This is a genomic window from Methylosinus sp. LW3 (assembly GCF_000527115.1).
In the GTDB taxonomy this organism is placed as follows: domain Bacteria; phylum Pseudomonadota; class Alphaproteobacteria; order Rhizobiales; family Beijerinckiaceae; genus Methylosinus.
The window spans coordinates 3,143,881-3,164,347 of sequence record NZ_AZUO01000001.1 but is presented as its reverse complement, the minus strand read 5'-3'; the positions used below and the strand labels follow the sequence as shown (position 1 = coordinate 3,164,347).

At 64.5% G+C, this 20,467-nt stretch carries 17 protein-coding genes and 1 pseudogene; 11 read left to right on the top strand and 7 right to left on the bottom strand.

Going from position 1 to position 20,467, the window contains the following annotated elements; genetic code table 11:
* Window positions 1-207: 207 nt before the first annotated feature.
* A complete protein-coding gene (locus tag METLW3_RS0115790) occupies window positions 208-1,017 on the top strand; it encodes an SDR family oxidoreductase (RefSeq protein ID WP_024880834.1) in 810 nt (269 codons plus the stop codon).
* A gap of 94 nt (window positions 1,018-1,111) precedes the next feature.
* Window positions 1,112-3,277 carry a methylmalonyl-CoA mutase gene (scpA, locus tag METLW3_RS0115785; protein WP_024880833.1) on the top strand — a complete coding sequence of 722 codons (2,166 nt, stop codon included), beginning with the start codon at window positions 1,112-1,114 and terminating at the stop codon, window positions 3,275-3,277.
* A gap of 165 nt (window positions 3,278-3,442) precedes the next feature.
* On the opposite strand, the gene METLW3_RS0115780 is transcribed toward scpA, so the two are convergent.
* Window positions 3,443-4,957: an ATP-binding protein gene (locus tag METLW3_RS0115780; protein WP_024880832.1), complete on the bottom strand. Its 1,515-nt coding sequence runs from the start codon at window positions 4,955-4,957 to the stop codon at window positions 3,443-3,445.
* A 400-nt stretch (window positions 4,958-5,357) separates the two neighbouring features.
* Between METLW3_RS0115780 and METLW3_RS0115770 the strand changes: the two genes are divergently transcribed.
* The 6 genes from METLW3_RS0115770 (at window position 5,358) to METLW3_RS0115745 (ending at window position 10,519) form a co-directional block, all read left to right on the top strand.
* Window positions 5,358-6,539, top strand: coding sequence for a PA0069 family radical SAM protein (locus METLW3_RS0115770; protein ID WP_024880831.1), 1,182 nt, complete (start codon window positions 5,358-5,360; stop codon window positions 6,537-6,539).
* Between the two features lie 79 nt (window positions 6,540-6,618).
* The gene (locus METLW3_RS0115765; RefSeq protein ID WP_024880830.1) at window positions 6,619-7,248 is read left to right on the top strand and encodes a ribonuclease HII; all 630 of its coding nucleotides are present in this window, start codon (window positions 6,619-6,621) and stop codon (window positions 7,246-7,248) included.
* A gap of 173 nt (window positions 7,249-7,421) precedes the next feature.
* The gene (locus METLW3_RS0115760) at window positions 7,422-8,594 is read left to right on the top strand and encodes a DNA methyltransferase (protein WP_024880829.1); all 1,173 of its coding nucleotides are present in this window, start codon (window positions 7,422-7,424) and stop codon (window positions 8,592-8,594) included.
* Between the two features lie 47 nt (window positions 8,595-8,641).
* Window positions 8,642-8,977 carry a cupin domain-containing protein gene (locus METLW3_RS0115755; RefSeq protein WP_024880828.1) on the top strand — a complete coding sequence of 112 codons (336 nt, stop codon included), beginning with the start codon at window positions 8,642-8,644 and terminating at the stop codon, window positions 8,975-8,977.
* A gap of 168 nt (window positions 8,978-9,145) precedes the next feature.
* Window positions 9,146-10,015: a xanthine dehydrogenase gene (locus METLW3_RS0115750; RefSeq protein ID WP_024880827.1), complete on the top strand. Its 870-nt coding sequence runs from the start codon at window positions 9,146-9,148 to the stop codon at window positions 10,013-10,015.
* A gap of 87 nt (window positions 10,016-10,102) precedes the next feature.
* Window positions 10,103-10,519 (top strand): LysR family transcriptional regulator, encoded by a 417-nt coding sequence (locus METLW3_RS0115745; RefSeq protein ID WP_024880826.1) that lies wholly within the window; start codon window positions 10,103-10,105, stop codon window positions 10,517-10,519.
* Here the strand turns inward: METLW3_RS0115745 and METLW3_RS0115740 are convergent.
* Window positions 10,434-10,922, bottom strand: a complete 489-nt coding sequence (locus tag METLW3_RS0115740; protein ID WP_024880825.1) for a TOBE domain-containing protein — start codon at window positions 10,920-10,922, stop codon at window positions 10,434-10,436. The genes METLW3_RS0115745 and METLW3_RS0115740 overlap by 86 nt on opposite strands.
* A gap of 137 nt (window positions 10,923-11,059) precedes the next feature.
* Complete coding sequence (locus METLW3_RS29100; protein ID WP_245267377.1) at window positions 11,060-11,380, bottom strand: hypothetical protein; 321 nt, start codon at window positions 11,378-11,380, stop codon at window positions 11,060-11,062.
* A gap of 284 nt (window positions 11,381-11,664) precedes the next feature.
* Between METLW3_RS29100 and METLW3_RS0115730 the strand changes: the two genes are divergently transcribed.
* Window positions 11,665-12,507, top strand: coding sequence for a hypothetical protein (locus tag METLW3_RS0115730; RefSeq protein WP_024880823.1), 843 nt, complete (start codon window positions 11,665-11,667; stop codon window positions 12,505-12,507).
* A 17-nt stretch (window positions 12,508-12,524) separates the two neighbouring features.
* Here METLW3_RS0115730 and METLW3_RS0115725 read toward each other — a convergent pair whose 3' ends face one another.
* Both METLW3_RS0115725 and METLW3_RS0115720 read right to left on the bottom strand, forming a co-directional pair.
* Window positions 12,525-12,941 carry a group III truncated hemoglobin gene (locus METLW3_RS0115725; protein ID WP_024880822.1) on the bottom strand — a complete coding sequence of 139 codons (417 nt, stop codon included), beginning with the start codon at window positions 12,939-12,941 and terminating at the stop codon, window positions 12,525-12,527.
* Between the two features lie 118 nt (window positions 12,942-13,059).
* The gene (locus tag METLW3_RS0115720; protein WP_024880821.1) at window positions 13,060-13,941 is read right to left on the bottom strand and encodes a helix-turn-helix transcriptional regulator; all 882 of its coding nucleotides are present in this window, start codon (window positions 13,939-13,941) and stop codon (window positions 13,060-13,062) included.
* Window positions 13,942-14,155: 214 nt separating this feature from the next.
* On the opposite strand from METLW3_RS0115720, the gene modA reads away from it, so the two are divergent.
* The gene (modA, locus tag METLW3_RS0115715) at window positions 14,156-14,956 is read left to right on the top strand and encodes a molybdate ABC transporter substrate-binding protein (protein WP_024880820.1); all 801 of its coding nucleotides are present in this window, start codon (window positions 14,156-14,158) and stop codon (window positions 14,954-14,956) included.
* A 53-nt stretch (window positions 14,957-15,009) separates the two neighbouring features.
* The gene (locus METLW3_RS0115710; RefSeq protein WP_024880819.1) at window positions 15,010-16,533 is read left to right on the top strand and encodes a TldD/PmbA family protein; all 1,524 of its coding nucleotides are present in this window, start codon (window positions 15,010-15,012) and stop codon (window positions 16,531-16,533) included.
* Window positions 16,534-16,766: 233 nt separating this feature from the next.
* Here the strand turns inward: METLW3_RS0115710 and METLW3_RS27585 are convergent.
* Together METLW3_RS27585 and METLW3_RS0115695 are read right to left on the bottom strand one after the other, a co-directional pair.
* Window positions 16,767-17,605 (bottom strand): annotated as a pseudogene (locus METLW3_RS27585) (IS5 family transposase).
* An 80-nt stretch (window positions 17,606-17,685) separates the two neighbouring features.
* Entirely contained in the window at window positions 17,686-20,394 is a 2,709-nt protein-coding gene (locus tag METLW3_RS0115695) for a TonB-dependent receptor (RefSeq protein WP_245267376.1), read from the bottom strand.
* Window positions 20,395-20,467 lie beyond the last annotated feature (73 nt).

Sequence of the window (20,467 nt, the reverse complement as noted above, 5' to 3'; positions counted from 1 at the left end):
TTCGAGAGCGCTTTTCTTCGCTCGACTTTCCCGTATGAAATGCCGCATCTGGATAGCAAAGCGCCGCGTCGGGCGGCGTAGATAGTTGCATTCTCACGTAAATTTTGTATTGTTTCTGAAATATGTCGCTCGCAAGAGCGTTTCTCGGCCGTGTCGTCGATGCATTTTTCAAATATTTCGACGGCGACTTCAAAAAAGAGATAGTCGATGAGCGTTTCGAGTTCGGATCGAAAAACCGTTTTGATCATTGGCGCTTCCTCGGGAATCGGAAAATGCTGCGCGGAACGGCTGGCGGCTTCGGGCTGGCGCGTTTTCGGCGCATCGAGGTCGGCGCCGCCGGCGGAGGCTTATGAAACGCTGCGGATCGACATAGAGGACGACGACTCCGTCCGCGACGGCGTGGCGCTCATTCTCGAGAAAAGCGGTCGCATCGACGCTGTCGTCAATAGTGGGGGCGTCAGCACGCGCGGATCGGTCGAGGATGTTCCGATGGCGGAAGCTCGCCAAATCATGGAGACCAACCTATTCGGCGTGCTGAGGGTGTGCCAGGCGACCTTGCCCGCCATTCGCGCGAGCAAGGGCGTCATCGTCAACATCAGCTCTTTCGGCGGATCGATCGGCACGCAGTTCGGCGGCCATTACGCCGCCTCCAAATTCGCTGTTCGCGGCTTGACGGAAAGCCTGCGTCGGGAGCTGGCCCCCTTGGGCGTCCGGGTGGTCGATGTGTCGCCGGGCCTGTTCAAGACGCGGATGACGGAGAATGTCGTCATCTCGGAGGGGACGCTGCATGGCGCCTATGCCGGAGATTTCGCCAAGTTTCTGAAAGGCAAAGACAAGTTCATGAAGAACATGTCGACGCCGGAGCCCGTCGCCGCGCTGATCGAAAAGATCCTGACCAGCGATCATCCGAAAGGCTATTATTTCGTGGGGCCGTTCTTCCAGCGCATCGTGCTGGTTTTGAAGAAAATCCTGCCTCAGAGGGCGTTCGACGCGCTGATCGCCAGAGCGCTCGGTTGAGGGTTCGTCCCGCCGCGGTCCTCGCGCCGTGGCCGGCCTTTGCGCCGGCCGCCGCTTTTCGCTAATAGACTGACGGAGCCGTCAGAGGAAAGAAATGTCCCAAATTCCCGACTTCAGCAAAATCGCCTTCGCTCCCGTCGCCGCGACCCCGGCCGAGGCCGCCGAGCCGCGCCGCTGGAGAACGCCCGAGGGCATAGAAGTCAAGAATTCCTACGGCCCGCAGGACATAGACGGCCTCTCCTTCATCGACGGCTTCCCCGGCGTCGCGCCCTATGTGCGCGGGCCGTATCCGACCATGTATGTCGCTCAGCCCTGGACCATCCGCCAATATGCGGGCTTCTCCACGGCCGAGGATAGCAACGCCTTCTACCGCCGCAATCTCGCCGCCGGGCAGAAGGGCCTCTCCATCGCCTTCGATCTCGCCACCCATCGCGGCTATGACAGCGATCATCCGCGCGTTTCCGGCGATGTCGGCATGGCGGGCGTCGCCATCGATTCCATCTATGACATGCGCACTTTGTTCGACGGCATTCCGCTCGATCAGATGAGCGTGTCGATGACGATGAACGGCGCCGTTCTTCCGGTGCTCGCGCTGTTCATCGTGGCGGGCGAGGAGCAGGGCGTGCCGCCGGCGCAGCTCACCGGCACGATTCAGAACGACATCCTCAAAGAATTCATGGTGCGCAACACCTATATCTACCCGCCGTTTCCATCGATGCGCATCGTCTCGGACATATTCGCCTACACCAGCAAGAATATGCCGAAGTTCAACTCCATCTCCATCTCCGGCTATCACATGCAGGAGGCGGGCGCCTCGGCCGATCTGGAATTGGGCTACACGCTCGCCGATGGCGTCGAATATGTGCGCGCCGGCGTCGCCGCGGGGCTCGATATCGACGCTTTCGCGCCGCGGCTCTCCTTCTTCTTCGCCATCGGCATGAATTTCTTCATGGAAGTGGCGAAGCTCCGCGCCGCGCGCCTGCTGTGGGCGCGGCTGATGAAAGACCTCGGCGCCAAGACCGAGAAGAGCATGACTCTGCGCACCCATTGCCAGACGTCGGGCTGGTCGCTCACCGCGCAAGATGTTTACGTCAACGCCATCCGCACCAGCGTCGAGGCGATGGCGGCGACGCAGGGCCATACGCAATCGCTGCACACCAATGCGCTGGACGAGGCGCTGGCGCTGCCGACCGACTTTTCCGCCCGCATCGCCCGCAACACGCAAATCGTGTTGCAGGAGGAGAGCGGCACGACGCGCATCATCGATCCTTGGGGCGGCTCCTTCTATGTGGAGAGGCTGACCGCCGAGCTCGCCGAGGCGGCGTGGAAGCACATAGAGGAGATCGAGAGCCTCGGCGGCATGGCCAAGGCGATCGCCGCGGGCCTGCCCAAGCAGCGCATCGAGGAGGTCGCGGCGAAGACGCAGGCGCGCATCGACACGGGACAGCAGGTCGTCGTCGGCGTGAACAAGTTCCGCCCGGACAGCGACGTCGCGCCGGATGTGCTGAAGGTCGATAATTCCGCCGTGCGCGCCGCGCAGATCGCCAAGCTCCAACGCCTGCGCGCCGAGCGTGACGAGGCGAAGACGCAAGCAGCGCTCGATGCGCTGACCGAGGGCGCGAAGGGCGACGGCAATCTTCTCGCGCTCGCCATCGAGGCCGCGCGCGCCAAGGCGAGCGTCGGCGAAATCTCCTATGCGCTTGAAAAAGTCTTCGACCGCCATAAGCCCAAGGCCAATGTCATTTCCGGCGTCTATGCGCGCGAGGCTGGCGCCGATTGCGACAAGGTCGCGCGCGTGCGCAGCATGACGGCGGCCTTCGCCGAGAATGACAAGCGCAAGCCGAAGATTCTCGTCGCCAAGCTCGGCCAGGACGGCCATGACCGCGGCCAGAAGGTCATCGCCTCCGCCTTCACGGATTTGGGTTTCGAGGTCGTCATCGGCGATCTCTTCGCGACGCCGGAAGAAGTGGCCAAGCGCGCCGCGGAAGAACAAGTGCATATCGTCGGCGTGAACACGATGACCGCCGGCCATCTCGCTCTGACGCCGGAATTGCGCGACGCGCTGAAGGCGGCCGGGCGCGAGGAGGTGATGATGGTCGTCGGCGGCGTCATTCCCGAGCAGGATTTCCAAGCGCTCTATGACGCCGGCGCCGCGGCGATCTTCCCGCCCGGCACCAATATTCCGGAAGCCGCCGAGAAAGTGCTGCAAGAGCTGAACGTCCGTCTCGGCTATGCGCAGCGGGAGACGATTCGGCAGTAAGGGAAATTTCCTCCTCTGCCCGTTCGCGGGGAGAGGGCCGGGGTGAGGGGCTCGGGGCGTCAGCCACCGACGGAAAACGCCCCCGGCCCCTCATCCGCACCTTCTCCCCGCATGCGGGGAGAAGGAAGGCGGCATAGGCCGGGCGACAGCAATCCTCAGAAATCGTCAGGCGGAACTCGCCTCGGTCGTCGTCGCTGCGGCGCCCGGATCGCCAGGCTCTGTCTCCCAAGCGACGCCGGGAATGGCGACGATCCGCCAGCCGCGCTGGTCGAGACGGCAGACGATCGCCTGCTGTTCCTCCATATAGGCGAGCAGCCGCCGCGCCCGTCCGGGCGAGCGCGTGCCATAGGCGCTGGCGACATCGGCGTCGGAAGGGCAGGGGCGATGGTCGAAGGCCGCGCGCGCCAGCGATAGAAAAACGCCCTGCATATCCTCCGGCAGAGCGCCGGCCATTGCGAGCACCTCGGCCCAGGGCGAATCCGCGGACTCGGCTTCCGCGAGCTCAATGCCGGCATGGGCCACGGCGAGGCGGCGGCGGAAGGCGGGCAGGCTCAAGGGCTCGCCGCCGATGCGGCGAATCCGGCAGCGCACCAGAAAATCCTGATAGAGCACGGCGATGGTGCGGAAGTTGGCGTCGCTGTCGCTCAAAATCTCGCGCAGCGCCGAATCGATCGCAGCCTGACGCTGCTCGGGCGAAATGCTCGGCGGCGACTCGGCGGCGGGCGGCGCCGGCGGCGCGCTGCGGGCGAGCCGCGCCAGCACATCGGCGGTCGGCGCGGGCGGCGGCGGCCGGCGCGGGGCCTCGAAGCGCGCTTCATTGGCGCCGGGCGTGAAAATGAGATGCGCGTCGTCGGCGCCGGCCTCCGGCAGCGGCAGCAGCCTGGGGCTGACATTGCGCGCGGAAGTCTCCACCGGGCCGATGCGCACGGGCAGCGGCCGGCGCGCCATGGCCGGGCCGAGGGCGACGAAATTGCCGCTCTGCAAATCGCGGAACATTTCCGCCTGCCGCCGCTCCATGCCGAGCAGATCGGCGGCGCGCGCCATGTCTATGTCGAGAAAGGTGCGGCCCATGAGAAAATTGGACGCCTCCGCCGCGACATTCTTGGCGAGCTTGGCGAGGCGCTGCGTGGCGATGACGCCGGCGAGACCTCGCTTGCGGCCGCGACACATGAGATTGGTCATGGCGCCGAGCGAGGCTTTGCGCGCCTCGTCCGACACTTCGCCGGCGACGGCGGGCGCGAAGAGCTGCGCCTCGTCCACCACGACGAGCAGCGGATACCATTGGTCGCGCTCGGCGTCGAAAAGCCCGCCGAGAAAGGCGGCGGCGGCGTGCATCTGCTGCTCGGCGTCCAGCCCTTCGAGATCGAGCACCACGGAGACGCGGTGCTGGCGCGCCCGCGCGGCGATGCGCGTGAGATCGGCGATGCCGCAGCGGGCGTCCACCACCACATGGCCGTAACGCTCCGCCAGCGTGACGAAATCGCCCTCCGGATCGATGATCGCCTGCTGCACCCAGGGCGCGCTCTGCTCCAGCAGGCGGCGCAGCAGATGCGATTTGCCGGAGCCGGAATTGCCCTGCACCAGAAGGCGCGTCGCCAGCAGCTCCTCGAGATCGAGCGTTGCGACGCCGCCATCGGCGCGGGTCCCGAGATCGATGGAAACCTTGGCGGGCGCCGTCATCGCGGCGCCCCTCCGGCCGTGAAGGGGGGAAAGATCATGGCGCGGAGTCATATCGATTCGCGCCGCGCGTTCAACTGCGTCGCGCAGCCTGTGGACAAGCGCGCGCTGTCGGCGGCGTGCTCCGGGCGCCTTTTCTCCGTTCCATTCTCTTTGTGATCGGCTGCGCCGCCGCCGCTTGACTCGGCCTCGTTTGTTCCGTATACGTTCTCTTGTTCGTCAAATGTTCCGAGCGTGCGTAAACAAGTCCCCTAGAGTTGTAAGTAGCCGTTGTAAGCGTCGCATCGAGGCTCGCGGTCGCGAGGCGCCCCAGTGTCGCGCATGGGCGTCTCGCGCCGGGAGCCGAAGCGAGGCCGGCGCCCGGCGAGACGCCGGCCGCAGGGCCGGCAAGGAGATCATCGCCATGGCGAGCTCGGCGAAACGTCTGATCGAGAAATCGGAGAAGAGCGACTGGCGCCGGGCGGCGCAGCTGAGCCGTGAGGCGATCGGCGCGGTCGTGAATTTTTCCAGCGAGGAGCGTCCGATCGTCGATCCGGCGCGGCGGCGCGGGCGTGGCGCGCTCTCCAATGAGAGCGGCCGTTTCGAGCGCGAGCGGCGCGTCGAGGCCGATGACGGCTGGAATGGGCTGGAGGAGCTCGGCGAGTTCCGCACCAATGTCCATGTCGAGCGGGCGAAGACGATCATCACGCGCAACGACTCGCCGGATATTTCCTTCGACCGCTCCATCAATCCCTATCGCGGCTGCGAGCATGGCTGTGTCTATTGCTATGCGCGGCCTAGCCACGCCTATATGGGCCTCTCGCCGGGGCTCGATTTCGAGACGGAGATTTTCGTCAAGGAAGGCGCGGCGCAATTGCTCGAGCGCGAATTGTCGGCGCGCAATTATTCGCCCAAGACCATCGCCATCGGCGCCAATACCGACCCCTATCAGCCGCTCGAAAAGCGCTATCGCGTCACCCGCGGCCTGCTCGAGGTGGCGAGCCGCGCCGATCATCCGATCGGCATAGTGACGAAATCCTCGCTGGTCGTTCGCGACATCGACATTCTCGCGCCCATGGCGCGCAAGGGCCTGGTCAAGGTCGCGATCTCGCTGACGACGCTCGATCCGGCCTTGGCGCGGGCGATGGAGCCGCGCGCCGCATCGCCCGAGCGACGGCTCGCAACGATCGAGCGGCTGGCCGAGGCGGGAATTCCGGTCGCTGTTCTGGTCGCGCCGATCATTCCGGCGGTCAATGACGCCGAGATCGAGACCATATTGACGCGCGCCCATGCCGCCGGCGCGCGCGAGGCCGGCTATGTGATGCTGCGGCTGCCGCTCGAGCTGCGCGAATTGTTCAGCGAATGGCTCGTCACCCATTTTCCGGCCAAGGCCCGGCATGTGCTCTCGCTGGTGCGCTCGGCGCGCGACGGCAAGCTCTATGACCCGTCCTTCGATAAGCGCATGACCGGCGACGGCCCCTACGCCTGGATGATCGGACGCCGCTTCGAGCTTGCCGCGCAGCGTCTCGGCTTTTCGCGCACGCGGCTGCGCGCCGATCTGTTCCGGCCGCCCCGCAGCGACGCCGAGCAGCTGAGCCTTTTTTAAAAAGGCGCGTAGGGATCGATTGCTCCGATCCCGCCGCTGTGTTTTTTTCAGTCGCCCCTTTTCGACGAGCCGAGCGAGCATGCCCCCCCATTTTCTCACCGAGACGCGCGTTCTGCGCGGCGGCGCTCGGCCCATCGCCGGCGTCGACGAGGTCGGGCGCGGGCCGCTCGCCGGGCCGGTTGCGGCCGCGGCCGTGATTCTCGACCCGAACCGGCTGCCGGACGGCGTCGATGATTCGAAAGCTCTGTCGGCCAAGGCGCGGGACGCCGCCTTCGAGCGAATCGTCTCCAGCGCGCTGGCCATCGGCGTCGCCTTCGCCAGCGTCGAGGAAATCGACCGGCTGAACATTCGCCGCGCGGCGCTGCTGGCCATGGCGCGCGCCGTCGCCGCGCTCCATGTCGCGCCGGGCTTCGTGCTGGTCGACGGCCGCGACCTGCCGGAACTCGCCTGCCCGGGCGAGGCGATCGTGAAAGGCGACGCGCTTTCTCTTTCCATCGCCGCCGCGTCGATTGTCGCCAAGGTTGCGCGTGATCGCCAGATGCGCCGCCTCGCCCGGCTCTATCCCCATTACGGATTCGAGACCAACGCCGGCTATGGCACGCGCGAGCATCTCGCCGCTCTCGAAACCCATGGGCCGACGCCCTTTCACCGCATGAGCTTCGCGCCGCTGCGGGAGCTGAGCGAAGCGCGCCCAGAGCTCGCCCCGTGAGCGCGCGCCCAAGCGCTCGCACCTCCCATGAGCGTTCGTAAACATCTGGTGAAAATGGAATTTCTTAACGAAGGCGTGCGGAAAAGGGACAGCCGCGCACGGGCTTTCTAAACCCGGCTTTTACCGCGATCGGGCATTGTTCGCATCGTTGGTTGCGTAGCCGGTGATTGTTCATGAGTAGCGCGCGCGTCGGGGCGGCCCGCCCCAAGTCCCAGATAAAGGTCTCGCGTACTGGGACGTCGAATTTCGGGTCGCCTCGCGCGATGTCGCGTAACGAGGTCGTCGTCGGAGACAGCGTCGAGGTCATGCTCGGCCTGCCGGAGGCGAGCGTCGATCTCGTTTTCGCCGATCCACCTTATAATCTGCAGCTGGCCAACCGGCTCACCCGGCCGGATCAGAGCGTCGTCGACGCGGTCGATGATGATTGGGACAAATTCGCCGATTTCGCCGCCTATGACGCCTTCACCCGCGACTGGCTGGCGGCTGCGCGGCGGGCCATGAAGCCCAACGCCACTATTTTCGTCATCGGCTCCTATCACAATATATTCCGCGTCGGCGCGATCATGCAGGACCTCGGGTTCTGGATCCTGAACGACATTGTGTGGCGGAAAAACAATCCCATGCCGAATTTTCGCGGCCGTCGCTTCACCAATGCGCATGAGACGCTGATCTGGGCGGCGCGCGACGCTTCGGCGCGAAATTACACTTTCCATTACGAGGCGTTGAAGGCCGGCAATGAGGATTGCCAGATGCGCTCGGACTGGCTGCTGCCGATTTGCTCGGGCGGCGAACGCCTGAAGGATTCGAGCGGCCGCAAGACGCATCCGACGCAAAAGCCAGAGGCTCTGCTCGCCCGCATCATGCTCGCCGCCACCAATCCCGGCGATCTGGTGCTCGATCCTTTCTTCGGCTCCGGCACCACGGGCGCGGCGGCCCGGCTGCTCGGCCGCGATTATCTCGGCATAGAGCGCGAGCAGATCTACGCCGCTGCGGCGCGCGCGCGCATTGCGGCGATCTCGCCGCTGCCGGCCGAGGCGGTGGCGCCGGCGCCCTCCAAGCGCAATGAGCCGCGAATCGCTTTCGCCAGCGTCGTTGAGGCGGGCCTCGTCGCTCCCGGCGCGACGCTCACCGACGCAAAGGGCCGCCACAAAGCGGTCGTTCGCGCGGATGGCGCGCTGTCGATCGGCGCCATCGTCGGCTCGATTCACAAGACGGGCGCCTTGGTGCAGGGCCTGCCCGCTTGCAATGGCTGGACTTTCTGGCATTTCGAATCGGGCGAGGGCCTCGCGCCGATCGACGATTTGCGCGCGGTCGCCCGCGCGCGTCTGCGCGACGCCGCGGAATAGTCGCGAGAGCGACGCCCCGCGGCGCGGCGCGAGCCGCGGGAAGACGCATGCGACTGGAAAATATTTTCGCCGATCTGCCGGAAAAAGCGGAGCAGGAGCAGTTTCTGCCGCTGCTCGCCGGCTCGAACATGCGCGTCGAGCGCATCGTCTCCTTCGGCCAGGCGAGCCCGCCCGGATTTTGGCACGATCAGGAGGAGGCGGAATGGGTGATCCTGCTCGCCGGATCGGCCGGACTGCGTTTCGAGGGCCATGACGAGGTGCTGACGCTCGCCCCGGGCGACTATCTCGAGATCGCCGCGCATCGGCGTCATCGCGTCGAATGGACGGATGAGACGCTGCCGACGGTCTGGCTCGCTGTCCATTTTCGCGCCGAGGGAGCCTGATGCAGCGACAAACGGTCGAAAACCGTCACTGTTATATACGTGACAATATAGGTGCGCTTCCCGCCGTGGTGTCGCATAATTTCATAGATATCTGAAATTAAAATAGAAAATCATTGCATGAGCGGTGGCGCGCCGCTTGCTACCTCCTGTACAGATCAGGAGTGAGCGATGCGCCCTCGACACGAATTTGAGACGCCGCGGCGGAAGCGACCGCTGGCCGTCATATTGGGAACGAACGAGATCGCCTCGGCGGTCGCCGTGCATATGAACCGGATCGGCTGGGCCTGCGTGCTGAGCCATGACGCCTTCCCACCCGTCATCCGCCGCCAGATGGCCTTTCACGATTGCCTCTATGGCGAGCGCATCACGCTCGAGGAGGTCGAGGCCGAGCGCGCCGATTCGACCATGGAACTGGTCGAAATCCTCGACTTCACGACCAAGGTCGCGGTGACGCCGCTGCAGTTCCACGATCTCGCGGCGGTTCGCACGGCCCATGCGCTCGTCGACGCGCGCATGCAGAAATATCGCGCGACGCCGGATTTGCGGCATCTCGCCAAGGTCGCGGTGGGCCTCGGGCCGAATTTCGCCGTCGGCCGCAATTGCGACATCGCGATCGAGACCAAGCCTTCGCAGGCGGGCCTCATCGTCCAGGAGGGCGAGACCGAGCCGGCCGACCATGTGCCGAACCGCCTCGGCGATGTCGGCGAGGAGCGTTTCGCCTATTCCAGCAAGCCCGGCCTGTGGCATTCGGCGATCGATATCGGCGTCCGTGTGTTCAAGGATTTCGTCGTCGGCCATTTGGACGGCGAGCCGGTGATGGCGCCGCTGGACGGCGTGCTGCGCGGGGTCATCCGCGACGGCCTCCACATCCCGGCCGGGGTCAAGCTGCTGGAGATCGATCCGCGCGGCCGCTCCGCCAAATGGACCGGCATAGACGAGCGATCGGGGCTGGTCGCGAGCGCCGTCGGCCGGGCGATCCGCATCGAGCTCGCCAAGCGCGAGGCGACGCCGATCGCAGGGCCTTTCGTCGCCCACTGACAATCCTGTCGCCAATGTGACAGGATCGTCGTCTTTCAGCTATATTTTGTTCGATACAGATCGCGGCGTCGTAGGAGGCGCGGAACGATGCGAACAGAAGTGGATGCGCCGCAGGTCGGCGTTATTTTGAAGCTGCCCAATGGCGGGGTTCTCGCTCCCGCGGATCTCGAGCTGATCGACGCGCTGCGCAAGGAACGCTCGATCATCGGCGCGAGCCGGGCGCTCGGCCTATCCTATCGCAAATGCTGGCTTTCGGTGGATGCGCTCAATCGGACTTTCGAAAGTCCGGTGGTGGCGACCTTCCCCGGCCGGCGCGAGGGCGGGGCGGAGATCACGCCTTTCGGCGAGCGGCTGGTGGGCGTCTATCGATCGATCGAGCGTCACGCGGCCAATTCGGCCAAGCGAACGCTGGACGAGATCATCGGGGCGCTCGACTGGTCCTACCAGAAGTCGGCCACTGACGCGGAAACGGAGCCGCGTCGGGATCGAGCGTCCGGCCGCTGACGGCGACCGTCTTGATCATCGCCCAGGCCGAGAGTCCCTCGACCAGGGCGAGCCGTTCGACCGATTCATGCGTGATCAGCGCGTCCACGCGGGCGCCGCCGAGCGAAAGGCGCGCGCGCGTGAAGGGCGGCGGCAGAAAATCCAGCTCGAGGATGGTGCCGGGAAGGCGATTGAGTATGGAGACATCCATCGGCCGCGAGAGGGCGATGGAGACGTCGCGCGCGTCGATCTCCACCTCTATGGCGGTTCCGACGATGGCGTCGACCATAGGCACGCGCAATTCCCCGCCGGCGAAAAACAGCGTGGAGAGGCCGGCCTCCGGCTCGTGCCGCAGCACGCGCGCCGGGAAAATCGATACGTAATGGTGGGTCTGCGCAAAGAGCGGCGTTGTCTTGTCCAGCATGATCGCCGAACTAGCGAGAAATACGCCAATCTCACATTTTACTGGGAAAAACGCCCGTTTTGACGCTGAAAAGGCGTCGTTCGGCGGTTTTTCGCTCGGAACACGGACGCCGCTCGGCGGCGCCCGCTTCGAAATGCTCAGTTCGGATTGCGAGCGGCGATCGCCTCATATTGCTCGCGGGTCAGGCGGAAATAGCCGCGGCCGCCCGCGCGCGTCTCGTATTTGTCGCCGGCGCGCTGGCACAGCAGCTTGTACCATGCCTGCTTGTCGAGATGGGCGGGAAGGCCATTGATTTCCCAGACGGTCGTATCAGGGCGGAAGCGCACCATGATGATGACGCCGTCGCCCACCGCGGTCGCGACGCTGGCGTCCTTTTCCACCGGCTCGACAGCCGCAGGAATATTCGTGACAACATGGCCGGCTTCGGTCGAGACCTCTGAAGAAACATTCGGTTGCACATCGTCCTCCATATCGCCGGCTCGCGGCGCTCTCCGAATTGTCGGGCCATCGACGGGCCGGCCGAGCCGGCGTCTCCGCCCGAGACGTTTCGTTCTATGCGAGCCGTATACCAAACTATATTGCAAAAGTTCCAGACTGGCGGTCCGCGCCTGCGGCATTAGGTCACTCTGGCGCGGCGCCCGGAGGCGAGGCGCGCGGGTCCGAGTGGCGCCGTTTTCGCGACAAAGGCCAGATTCTTGCTAAGGCCCCTAATCCGTATCACCTCAGCCGAAGTGAGCCCGTCATGTCAGAAAGACATTCCTGCGTTCTCGTTCTCGGCATCGGCGAAACCGCGTCCGCGATAGCGCGTGAGCTGTTCCTCGCCGATCATATCGTCGCCGTCCACGAGGCGGCGCCGCCGCCCGATCTCCGCCGTAAGATGACGTTTTCGGACGCCTGGTTCGACGGCTCCAGCGTTCTCGAGGGCGTGGAGGCGCGCCGCGCCGATCTCGTCGCCGAATTCATGCTCGGCCTGCGCAGCCGCATGTTCGTGCCGGTGCTGACGCATCCGCTCAACGAAATTCTCGAGCGTTGGCCTTGGGAAGTCGTCGTCGATGCGGAGATGAATCCGCGCAAGGACCCGTTCTCCGTCAAAAATCTCGCCGGCCTCACCATCGGCGTCGCGCCGGGCTCGATCCCGGGCGAGAATTGCGATCTCGCCATAGACGCTTATGGCAAGGATCCGGGCGCGATACGGCGCCCCGGCGAAGGCCCCGGCCCGAGCTACGAGGCGGACCCGCCGGAGGCCGAGCCGGTGCGCGCTCCCGTCTCCGGACTCTTCAAAATGCACAAGGAAATAGGCAATATCGTCGAGGCGGGAGAGGCTTTCGGGGAGATCGACGGCGCTCCCGTGCCGGCCCCCTATGGCGGCCGCATTCGTGGCATCATCAAGCAGGGCAGGGCGGTCGCCAAAGGCACGCCGCTCGCCGATATCGCCGCCTCGGCCGGCGCTCAGGTCGCCGGCATGACGGCGCGCAACCGACTCATCGCGCGCGGCGTCTCCTTTGCGATCGAGATGCAGGCGGAAGGCTGGACGCCCTTCTCCTGGGACGCGTTTCTGGAAGGCGGCGGCGGCCTCTCGATCTGAGCGGCCGCCCTACAACTTCAGTGCGGGGGGAGGCGCGAGGGCTTGCCATCTGCGCCGGTGAAGGGAAACAGCCCGCCTTGGAAACATTGTGACATATGTGTCGCCTTGGCGATGGCCTCCTCGGCCTGCGCCGCGGGAAGGTTCTCGCGCGCCGATTGCGTGAACAGCTCCACCCAGCGGGCGAAATGCTCCGGCTCGACGGGCAGGTTTATGTGAACGGCGAAAGGATGGCCCTGATAGCGATCCGTGCCCAGCAGCGATTTGGACCAGAAATTTGCGATGATATCGAGATGCTGGTCGAGCTCCGGGATCGCGCTGAAAATCGGCCCCAGCAGGGGATCGGCCAAGCCTTTGTCGTAGAAGGCGCGCACGCAGGTCGTGATCGCGGCCTCGAGCGTCGTCGGCTCGGCGGTCGCTTCGGTGGAAGCTGACATTGTCTCTCCTCCTATTCCTTCAGCGATACAGCGGCGGGCGCCAGCGCGCGCTCAGCCAGAGTCTTTGTTTTGACGTGCTTCCAACGCCGAACCGGTGTCCACTTCGGCTGGAAACGCTCTAATCCGCGTTGAAGCGCACGGCGCCCAATTGCGAGATGTCATAGCCGCCGAGCCGCGCGGCGCGCTCCTGAAACGCCTCGCTCGCGCAAAAGCGCATGAGCGTCTGCCAGGGCGGATCGAAATAGGCCTTGCGCCAGACCACGAGATCGAAGCGCTCGACGATCTGCGGCGCGAAATCGAGGCCGAACTGGCGCGCGCAAGCCTCGAGGCCGAGGCCGACGTCGGCGCCGCCGGCGGCGATGGCGGAGGCGAGATCGGTTTCCGAGCGCTCCACGGCGGGAACAAGGCGCAGATGCTCGCGCTTCATCCCCGCCTGCGCGAGCAGCTGGGTGAGGACGAGCTCGCTGCCCGCCTCCGGCTGGCGTGATTGGAAGGCGAGGTCGCGCACATCGGCGAGCCCGTCGATGCGCCGGGCGAGGCCCTTGCGAAACATCAGCCCGCGGCGGCGCTTGGCCCATTCCACGACGACGATCGGCTCGCCCGCGAGCCGTCTCTCCACCGTCTCGACATTCCAGCCGTCGTCCGGCTCTGGAATATGCAGTCCGGCGGCGATGCAGCCGCCCGCGGCGGCGCGCTCGAGCCCGTCCAGCGCGCCGTCGAGCAGCGCCGCGACGCCGCAGCGCGATTCGCGCAACGCCCATTCGAGCAGCGGATCATGGCCGCCGGCGACGACGAGCGGACGCGTCGCCGAGCCTTCGCCGCGCGGAGCCCGGCCGCTCGCGCCCGCGGCCAGCCACTCCTCGATCTCGATGCGGGGAAACAGCAGCTTGCCGGTGACGCGGCGTACAGGCAAGGCGCCTTCCGCGGCGAGGTCATAGACCTTGCGCTCCTTGACGCGCAGCAGCGCGGCGAGCTCGCGCGTGGTGAGAAATTCAGACATTGTGTGTTTTTTCCGAGATGCGGAAAATTAACATAGCCAGCCTTCGGCGACAATCTCCCAATTATCCCGCACCACCAACAAAGGCGCGCGATCCAGAGCCAGTCGCAATTTGCTATTCCTATGCGAAATTATGTGAAAGACTCACAAATAGGCAAAATATATGCATAAGTAAGACAAGGCTCATCCATCCGAGCCGATCATCGGAGTGGTTCTCATGGTCAAACTGGCAAGTCTGGCGCTCGTCGCCGCTTTTCTGTCGCTGAATTTCACCCCGGCCTCTGCAGAGGCTCCCGCGGCCGATAAGGCTACCGGCGCCAAGACGGTGACTGTGTTCGCGGCGGCGAGCCTCAAGAATGCATTGGATGACGCCGCTGCGGCCTTCAAGAAGAAGACCGGCGTCGAGGTCTCCATCAGCTATGCGGCCTCCCTGCCGCTGGCCAAGCAGATCGAATCGGGCGCGCCGGCCGACATCTTCATTTCGGCCGACACCGCCTCCGCCGATTATCTCTCCTCGCGCGGGCTGCTGAAGGAGGGCTCGCGCACCGATCTGCTCGGCAATAGCCTCGTGCTCATCGCGCCCAAGATCGCCAGCACGAAGAAGCTCACGCTGGATAAGGCCTCGCTGCTGGGCGCGCTCGGCGACAGCGGACGCATCGCCACCGGCGATCCGGCCTCCGTCCCTGTCGGCAAATACGCCAAGGCGGCGCTGCAGAAGCTCGGCCTGTGGGAGGATTTGGAATCGCGCTTCGCCTTCGCCGAAAATGTGCGCGCCGCGCTCCTCTTCGTCGCGCGTGACGAGGCGCCGCTCGGCATCGTCTATCTGACCGACGCGCATTCGGATCCCAAGGTCTCGGTCGTCGCGACCTTCCCGGCCTCGTCGCACCCGCCGATCGTCTATCCCTTCGCGCTGACCGCCTCCTCGACGAGTGACTCGGCGGCGAAATTCTTCGCCTTTCTGAAGGGTCCGGAGGCCGCCGGCTTCTACAAGAAGCAGGGCTTCGCCGTTCTGCACTGAAACGGCTTTCCCTCGCCGCCGCTCCCAGTCTATCCTTCGGCGGCGAGGGAACCATGACCGTAGCGCATAATCCCAAAGACCTTTCGCGGACGGCCGCGCCGTTTCGCCTCGACCGCGCCCGTCTCGCCGAGCTGGCGGAGACAGCGCTCGCCACCGCGCGCCGCGCCGGAGCGAGCTACGCCGATATTCGCCTCGGCGAGACGCGCCGCCAATTCGTCCAGGCGAAGGAAGATCGGCTCGACGAATTTTTCGAGAGCGTCAGCCCCGGCTTCGGCCTGCGCGTGCTCGTCGATGGCTGCTGGGGCTTTTATGGCGCGGGCTCGCTGGAGCGAGGCGCCATAGCCGCGGCGGTGGAGCGCGCGATTCACAACGCGCGCGCCGTCGCGCCCATCCGCGTCGCGCCCGTGCAGATCGAGGAGACCGAGCCGCATGTCGCCGAATGGATCATGCCGCTCGGCGTCGATCCTTTCGCCGTCGATGCGCCCGCCAAGGTCGAGCGCCTCGTGGCGATCAACGCCGCGGCGCTGGCGGCGGGCGCGGATTATTGCGTTTCCTCCTTCGCCTTCGCCACGGAGGAGCGACTCTTCGCCGACAGCCGCGGCAGCCGCATCTTCCAGTCGCGCACGCGCACGCAGCCCTCTTTCGAGGTCACGCTGATCGACAAGGCCTCCGGCCGTTTCGCGACGCGCGAGAGTCTCGCTCCGGCGCGCGCCGCCGGCTGGGAGCATGCGCTCTCCTGCGATCTCCTCGGCGAGGCGCGGCAGGCCGTCGAGGACGCGCGGCAAAAGCTGGGCGCCAAGCCCGTCGAGGCGGGCGTGACCGATGTCGTCATCGACCCCACCAATCTCTGGCTCACCATTCACGAGACGGTCGGCCATTCCACCGAGCTCGATCGCGCGCTCGGCTGGGAGGCGAATTTCGCCGGCACCTCTTTCGTCAAGCCGCATATGCTCGACAATCTGCGCTTCGGCAGCGAGCTGATGACGATCAAGGCGGATCGCTCGCAGGAGGGCGGCCTCGCCAGCATCGCCTTCGACGACGATGGCGCGCCGCGCGAGCGCGCGGAATTCGAGATCGTCTCCAATGGCGTGTTCCGCAATTTCCAAATGGCGCTCGGTCAGGCGCATCTCATCGGCGCCGAGCGCTCCAACGGCTGCGCCTATGCGGATGATCCGACCGCCTTTCCCATTCAGCGCATGCCCAATATCTCGCTGGCGCCCAATCCTGATGCCTGCAAGCTCGAGGAGCTGATCGGCGGCGTCGAGAAGGGGCTCTATATCGTCGGCGCGGGAAGCTGGAGCATCGATCAGCAGCGCGACAATTTCCAATTCGGCGGCCAGATGTTCTACGAGATCCGCGACGGCAAGCTCGGCGAGCCGGTGCGCGACGCGGCCTATCAGGGCCGCACCATTCCGTTTTGGAATTCGCTCGACGGACTCGGCGACGCCTCCACCTACCGGCTGTGCGGCACCTTCACTTGCGGCAAGGCCGAGCCGATGCAGCTCGCGCCGGTCTCGCATGGCGCGCCGGCGGCGCGTTTCCGCGGCGTGACGGTGCTGAACACCGCGCGCGACTGAAATCCTTCACGGCGAAGGCCCCCTCCCTCACCCTCCGCCGCTGCGCGGGAGAGGGAGGCGGCAAACGCTACACGAAATCTCCATGAAGCGCGCAATCTGCCCCCTCTCCCGCGAAGCGGGGGAGGGCTGGGGAGGGGGCTCGAGCACATTCGCTATCATCGCGCGAAGCCACTCGATTGCTTCGCATGTGGCTCGCAATGACGTTGTGCGCCTTTAGAGTCTGTCCGTTAACTTCATACTTGATTACAAAGCCTTCTGAGCATGAGGCGGATGGAGGCGAGGTGAAGAAACGCCAGCGCCTTGCGATTGAGGTTTTCGAAGTCCTTGGCCAGCCTTCGGCAGCGACCGAGCCAAGAAAAGGTTCTTTCGACGACCCATCGGCGAGGCAGCACTTTGAAACCTTTGGCCGCATCGGAGCGCTTGACGATCTCGGTGTCGACAAACGGCAAGGCCTTCTTCTGTGCGTCGCGGAACTGCGGGCCTTGATAGCCGCCGTCGGCAAACAGCTTTTGCAGAAACGGGAATTTTCCAAACATCGTGCGCAGGACCAGAACGCCGCCATCGCGATCCTGAATGTCGGCCGGATGAACGAGCGCGTGAAGCAGCAAGCCTATCGTATCGACGAGAATGTGCCGCTTCTTGCCCTTGATCTTTTTTCCTGCATCGTAGCCATGCGGATCGATGCGATGCCCCCTTTTTCTGCGCTCTTCACGCTCTGGCTGTCGATGACCGCGGCTGTTGGGCTGGCCTCGCGCCCTGCCGCTTCGCGACACTTCACGTAGAGAGCATGATGGATGCGATCGAGCGTTCCGTCGTATGTCCAAAGATCGAAATAGCCATGGACCGTGCTCTTGGGCGGCAAATCCTTGGGGATCGCGCGCCATTGGCAGCCGGTCGAGAGCACATACATCAAGCCGTTCACGACCGCGCGCATCTCGACCGTGCGCTTCCCGCCGCCCCGTTTCGCCGGTGGGATCAGCGGTCCGACGAGCGCCCATTCCGCGTCCGTCACGTCGCTCGGGTAGCGCAATTTGCTACGATCGTAGCGCGTGCGATTTTCATTCGTCCACATCGGCGGTCTCCGCGAGAATCAGGCCGCCTCTATTGAATCACAAGCGATTCATCCGATTCAACTTGTCTTCGGACCGACACTTAGAATTTGAACTTCACCCCTCCGATGAAAGCCCGCGGCGAGCCGGCGATGATCGATGCGCCGGTCGAATTGGCGAGCAATATCGCCGGCGTCTGCACGGCGGTTCCCGTCATCAGCGTGTTGGTCAGCACATTGGCGCCGGCCACATAGGTGCGGTCGAAGAGATTCTTCACATCGAAATAGACCTCTATGTTCTTCACATAGCTGTCCGCGATGGCGCGGCTGTAATGCACATTGAGATTGACGAGTCCATAGCCCGGGATCGACGTCAGATTGGCGTTGTCGATCGTGTAAGAGCTCTTGAACACATATTCGACGAAAGCGCCGAGCCCTTTGAAATCGCCGTCCGCAATGTCATAGCCGGCGCGGCTCGTCAGAGTATGCGTCGGCACATTGGGGATGCGATTTCCTGCGCGATTATAGGAGACGGTCGATGAGAGATTGTCCCAGAAATTGGTGAAATACTGGTCGTTATAGGCATAGGCCGCGATGAAACGCCAACCATCGAAAGGCCGCCAATCGACGCTCGCCTCGACGCCGCGATGGATCGAGGAGGGCGCGTTGAGCTGATAGCTGACGAGACCATTCGATTGAGTGAGTATCTCGTTGCGGAACCATTCGTGATAGAGCGTGACGCTCGCCGTTAGATTTTTCGCGGGAGTCCAATCGACGCCGAGATCGACGCCCATATTGGTCTGCGCCTTCAGCGAGGTGTTGTTGCCTGCGCCCGTCGGCGTATTGGTGAGATACATGAAATTCGGCGTTCCATAGCCCGTCGCATAGCGCGCGCGGAATTGCCATTCCGGGCTGTAGCGATAGGTGAGCGAAGCCTCCGGCGCCGTGTTCCAATACTCATTGTCGACGCCGACCTGCGTCGGCCGCGTCATGGTTCCATTGCTCGCGTAATTATAGACGGTGTAGACGCCGGAGATTCTGTTCCAATTGGAGCTGAAGCCGATCGCCGCGGTGAGCTGCGGCGTCAGCGCAATCTCTTCGCGCGCGCGAATGCTCAGATTGGAGTGATTGGATTCGATATTGCCGACCGCGCCGCCGATCGCGCCGTAACCCCACACATTGGGAACTTGCGAATACAGCGGATTGACGCTTTTGAGACCGTCGTAGAAGAAGCCGAGATAATGCGTCGCCGGTAGGCCGAAGATCGCGCCATGATTGGTGATGTCGGTCGAGGCGCTGAGGCCATAGGACGGACCGCGGATCGCGACCGGCCCGCCGAGGCCGCCGAAAACGGCGGGGCCGACCTTCGGCGGCGGCCAGGTGCTGTTGATGTAATCGAGATAATCATAGGAAAATTGCGTGCGCCATGTGGTGGCGTTGTCGAAGTCGTGCTCATAGCGCAAGCCGACGATATCGCGCATCACATGCCAATGCGTGCCGAGCTGCCAGACGCTCTGATTGGAAAGTCCGGACGTCGCGCTGGTGAAGGAGCCATTCGCCGGCACATTGAGATTGTTGCAGAAGGGAAGATTGGCGGGCGTCGCTATGCGGCAATTGACATTCTTGCCATAAGGGTTGGTGTAGAATTGCGTCAGCGAGCTGCGGTTCATGAATTCCGCGAAGGAGCTGCTGGCGAGAAATTTGAACGTCAGCCGATCGGTCGGAACCGGCGTCCAAGTGGCCAGGACCTTGCCCTGGTCGAACTCATGCGCGCCGCGCGCGAGATAGCCGTCGCCGCGTGTGTCGGAGCCGAAGATCGCAATGTCGAGATCGCCGAGATCGCGGTCGGTGAATTTCTTTCCGACGCGCAGATAATTGTTGAAATAGCCGAAGCTGCCAAATTCCGAGCCGGTCTCGACGCCGTCGATCTCCTTGCCCGTCAGGCTGCGGAAATTGATCGCGCCGCCATAGGCGTAATTGCCGAACATTGCGGAGGAGGGGCCGCGATAGACGTCGACTCCCGAGAAGGAGTGCGGGTCCAGCATGTCGGTGCGGCCATTGCCGTCCGCGGTGACGATGGGGAATCCGTCCTCATAGAGCATGATATTGCGGACGGAGAAGGGATAGGTCATGCCGAGCCGATTGCCGGAGCCGCGGATCGACGGCAGCAGCTCGCGCGGCATCGTGCCTTGCGAGATGGAGACGCCGGGACTGTATTGCAGCATGTCCTGCACAGTCTGCATCGGCGTCGTTTCGAGGAATTTGTGATCGACTGTCGTGACCGTCTGCCCCGGCGGGTCGCGATAGATCGGCAGCTTGGCGCGTTCGGCGTCGAAGCCCGGCGCGGTGGAGACGCCGCTCGCGCGCTTTTGCTCCGCGCCTATGTCGATGGGCGGCAGCTCGGCTCCGTTGGCGTCGGTCATGGTTCCGCGCGCAGCCTGCGCGAGAATGATGGAGACGGAGCGCCCATTCTCCGACAGCCGATAGGAGAGGCCGGTTCCCGAGAGCAGCCGGTCGAGCCCGTCGCGCACCGAATAGGCGCCGACGACGCCGCGCGTTCTCATCGCCTCTGTGAGGCCGACGTCGAAGACGATATGCAGGCCGCTGCGGTCGGCGAAAGCGTTGAGCGCCGTCTCCATGGCGCCGGCAGGAATGCGATAGTCGCGCAGCGCCCCGTCGCGCTCCTGCGGCGAGATGGAGGCCTGCGCGCTCGTCACCGGAGCCTCGGCCCCGAGCGTCATCGCGCTCAGCGCCAAGGCGATCGCCGTCGAACTCATATTCACGCCCTCGCCTACCGACTTCTTCCTCGCCATGGCCATTTCGTCCCGCCGTCGCAACGCCCGCCATAGAGTTCGGGCTCTCGGGAACAGGACGCAGCAGGCGGAA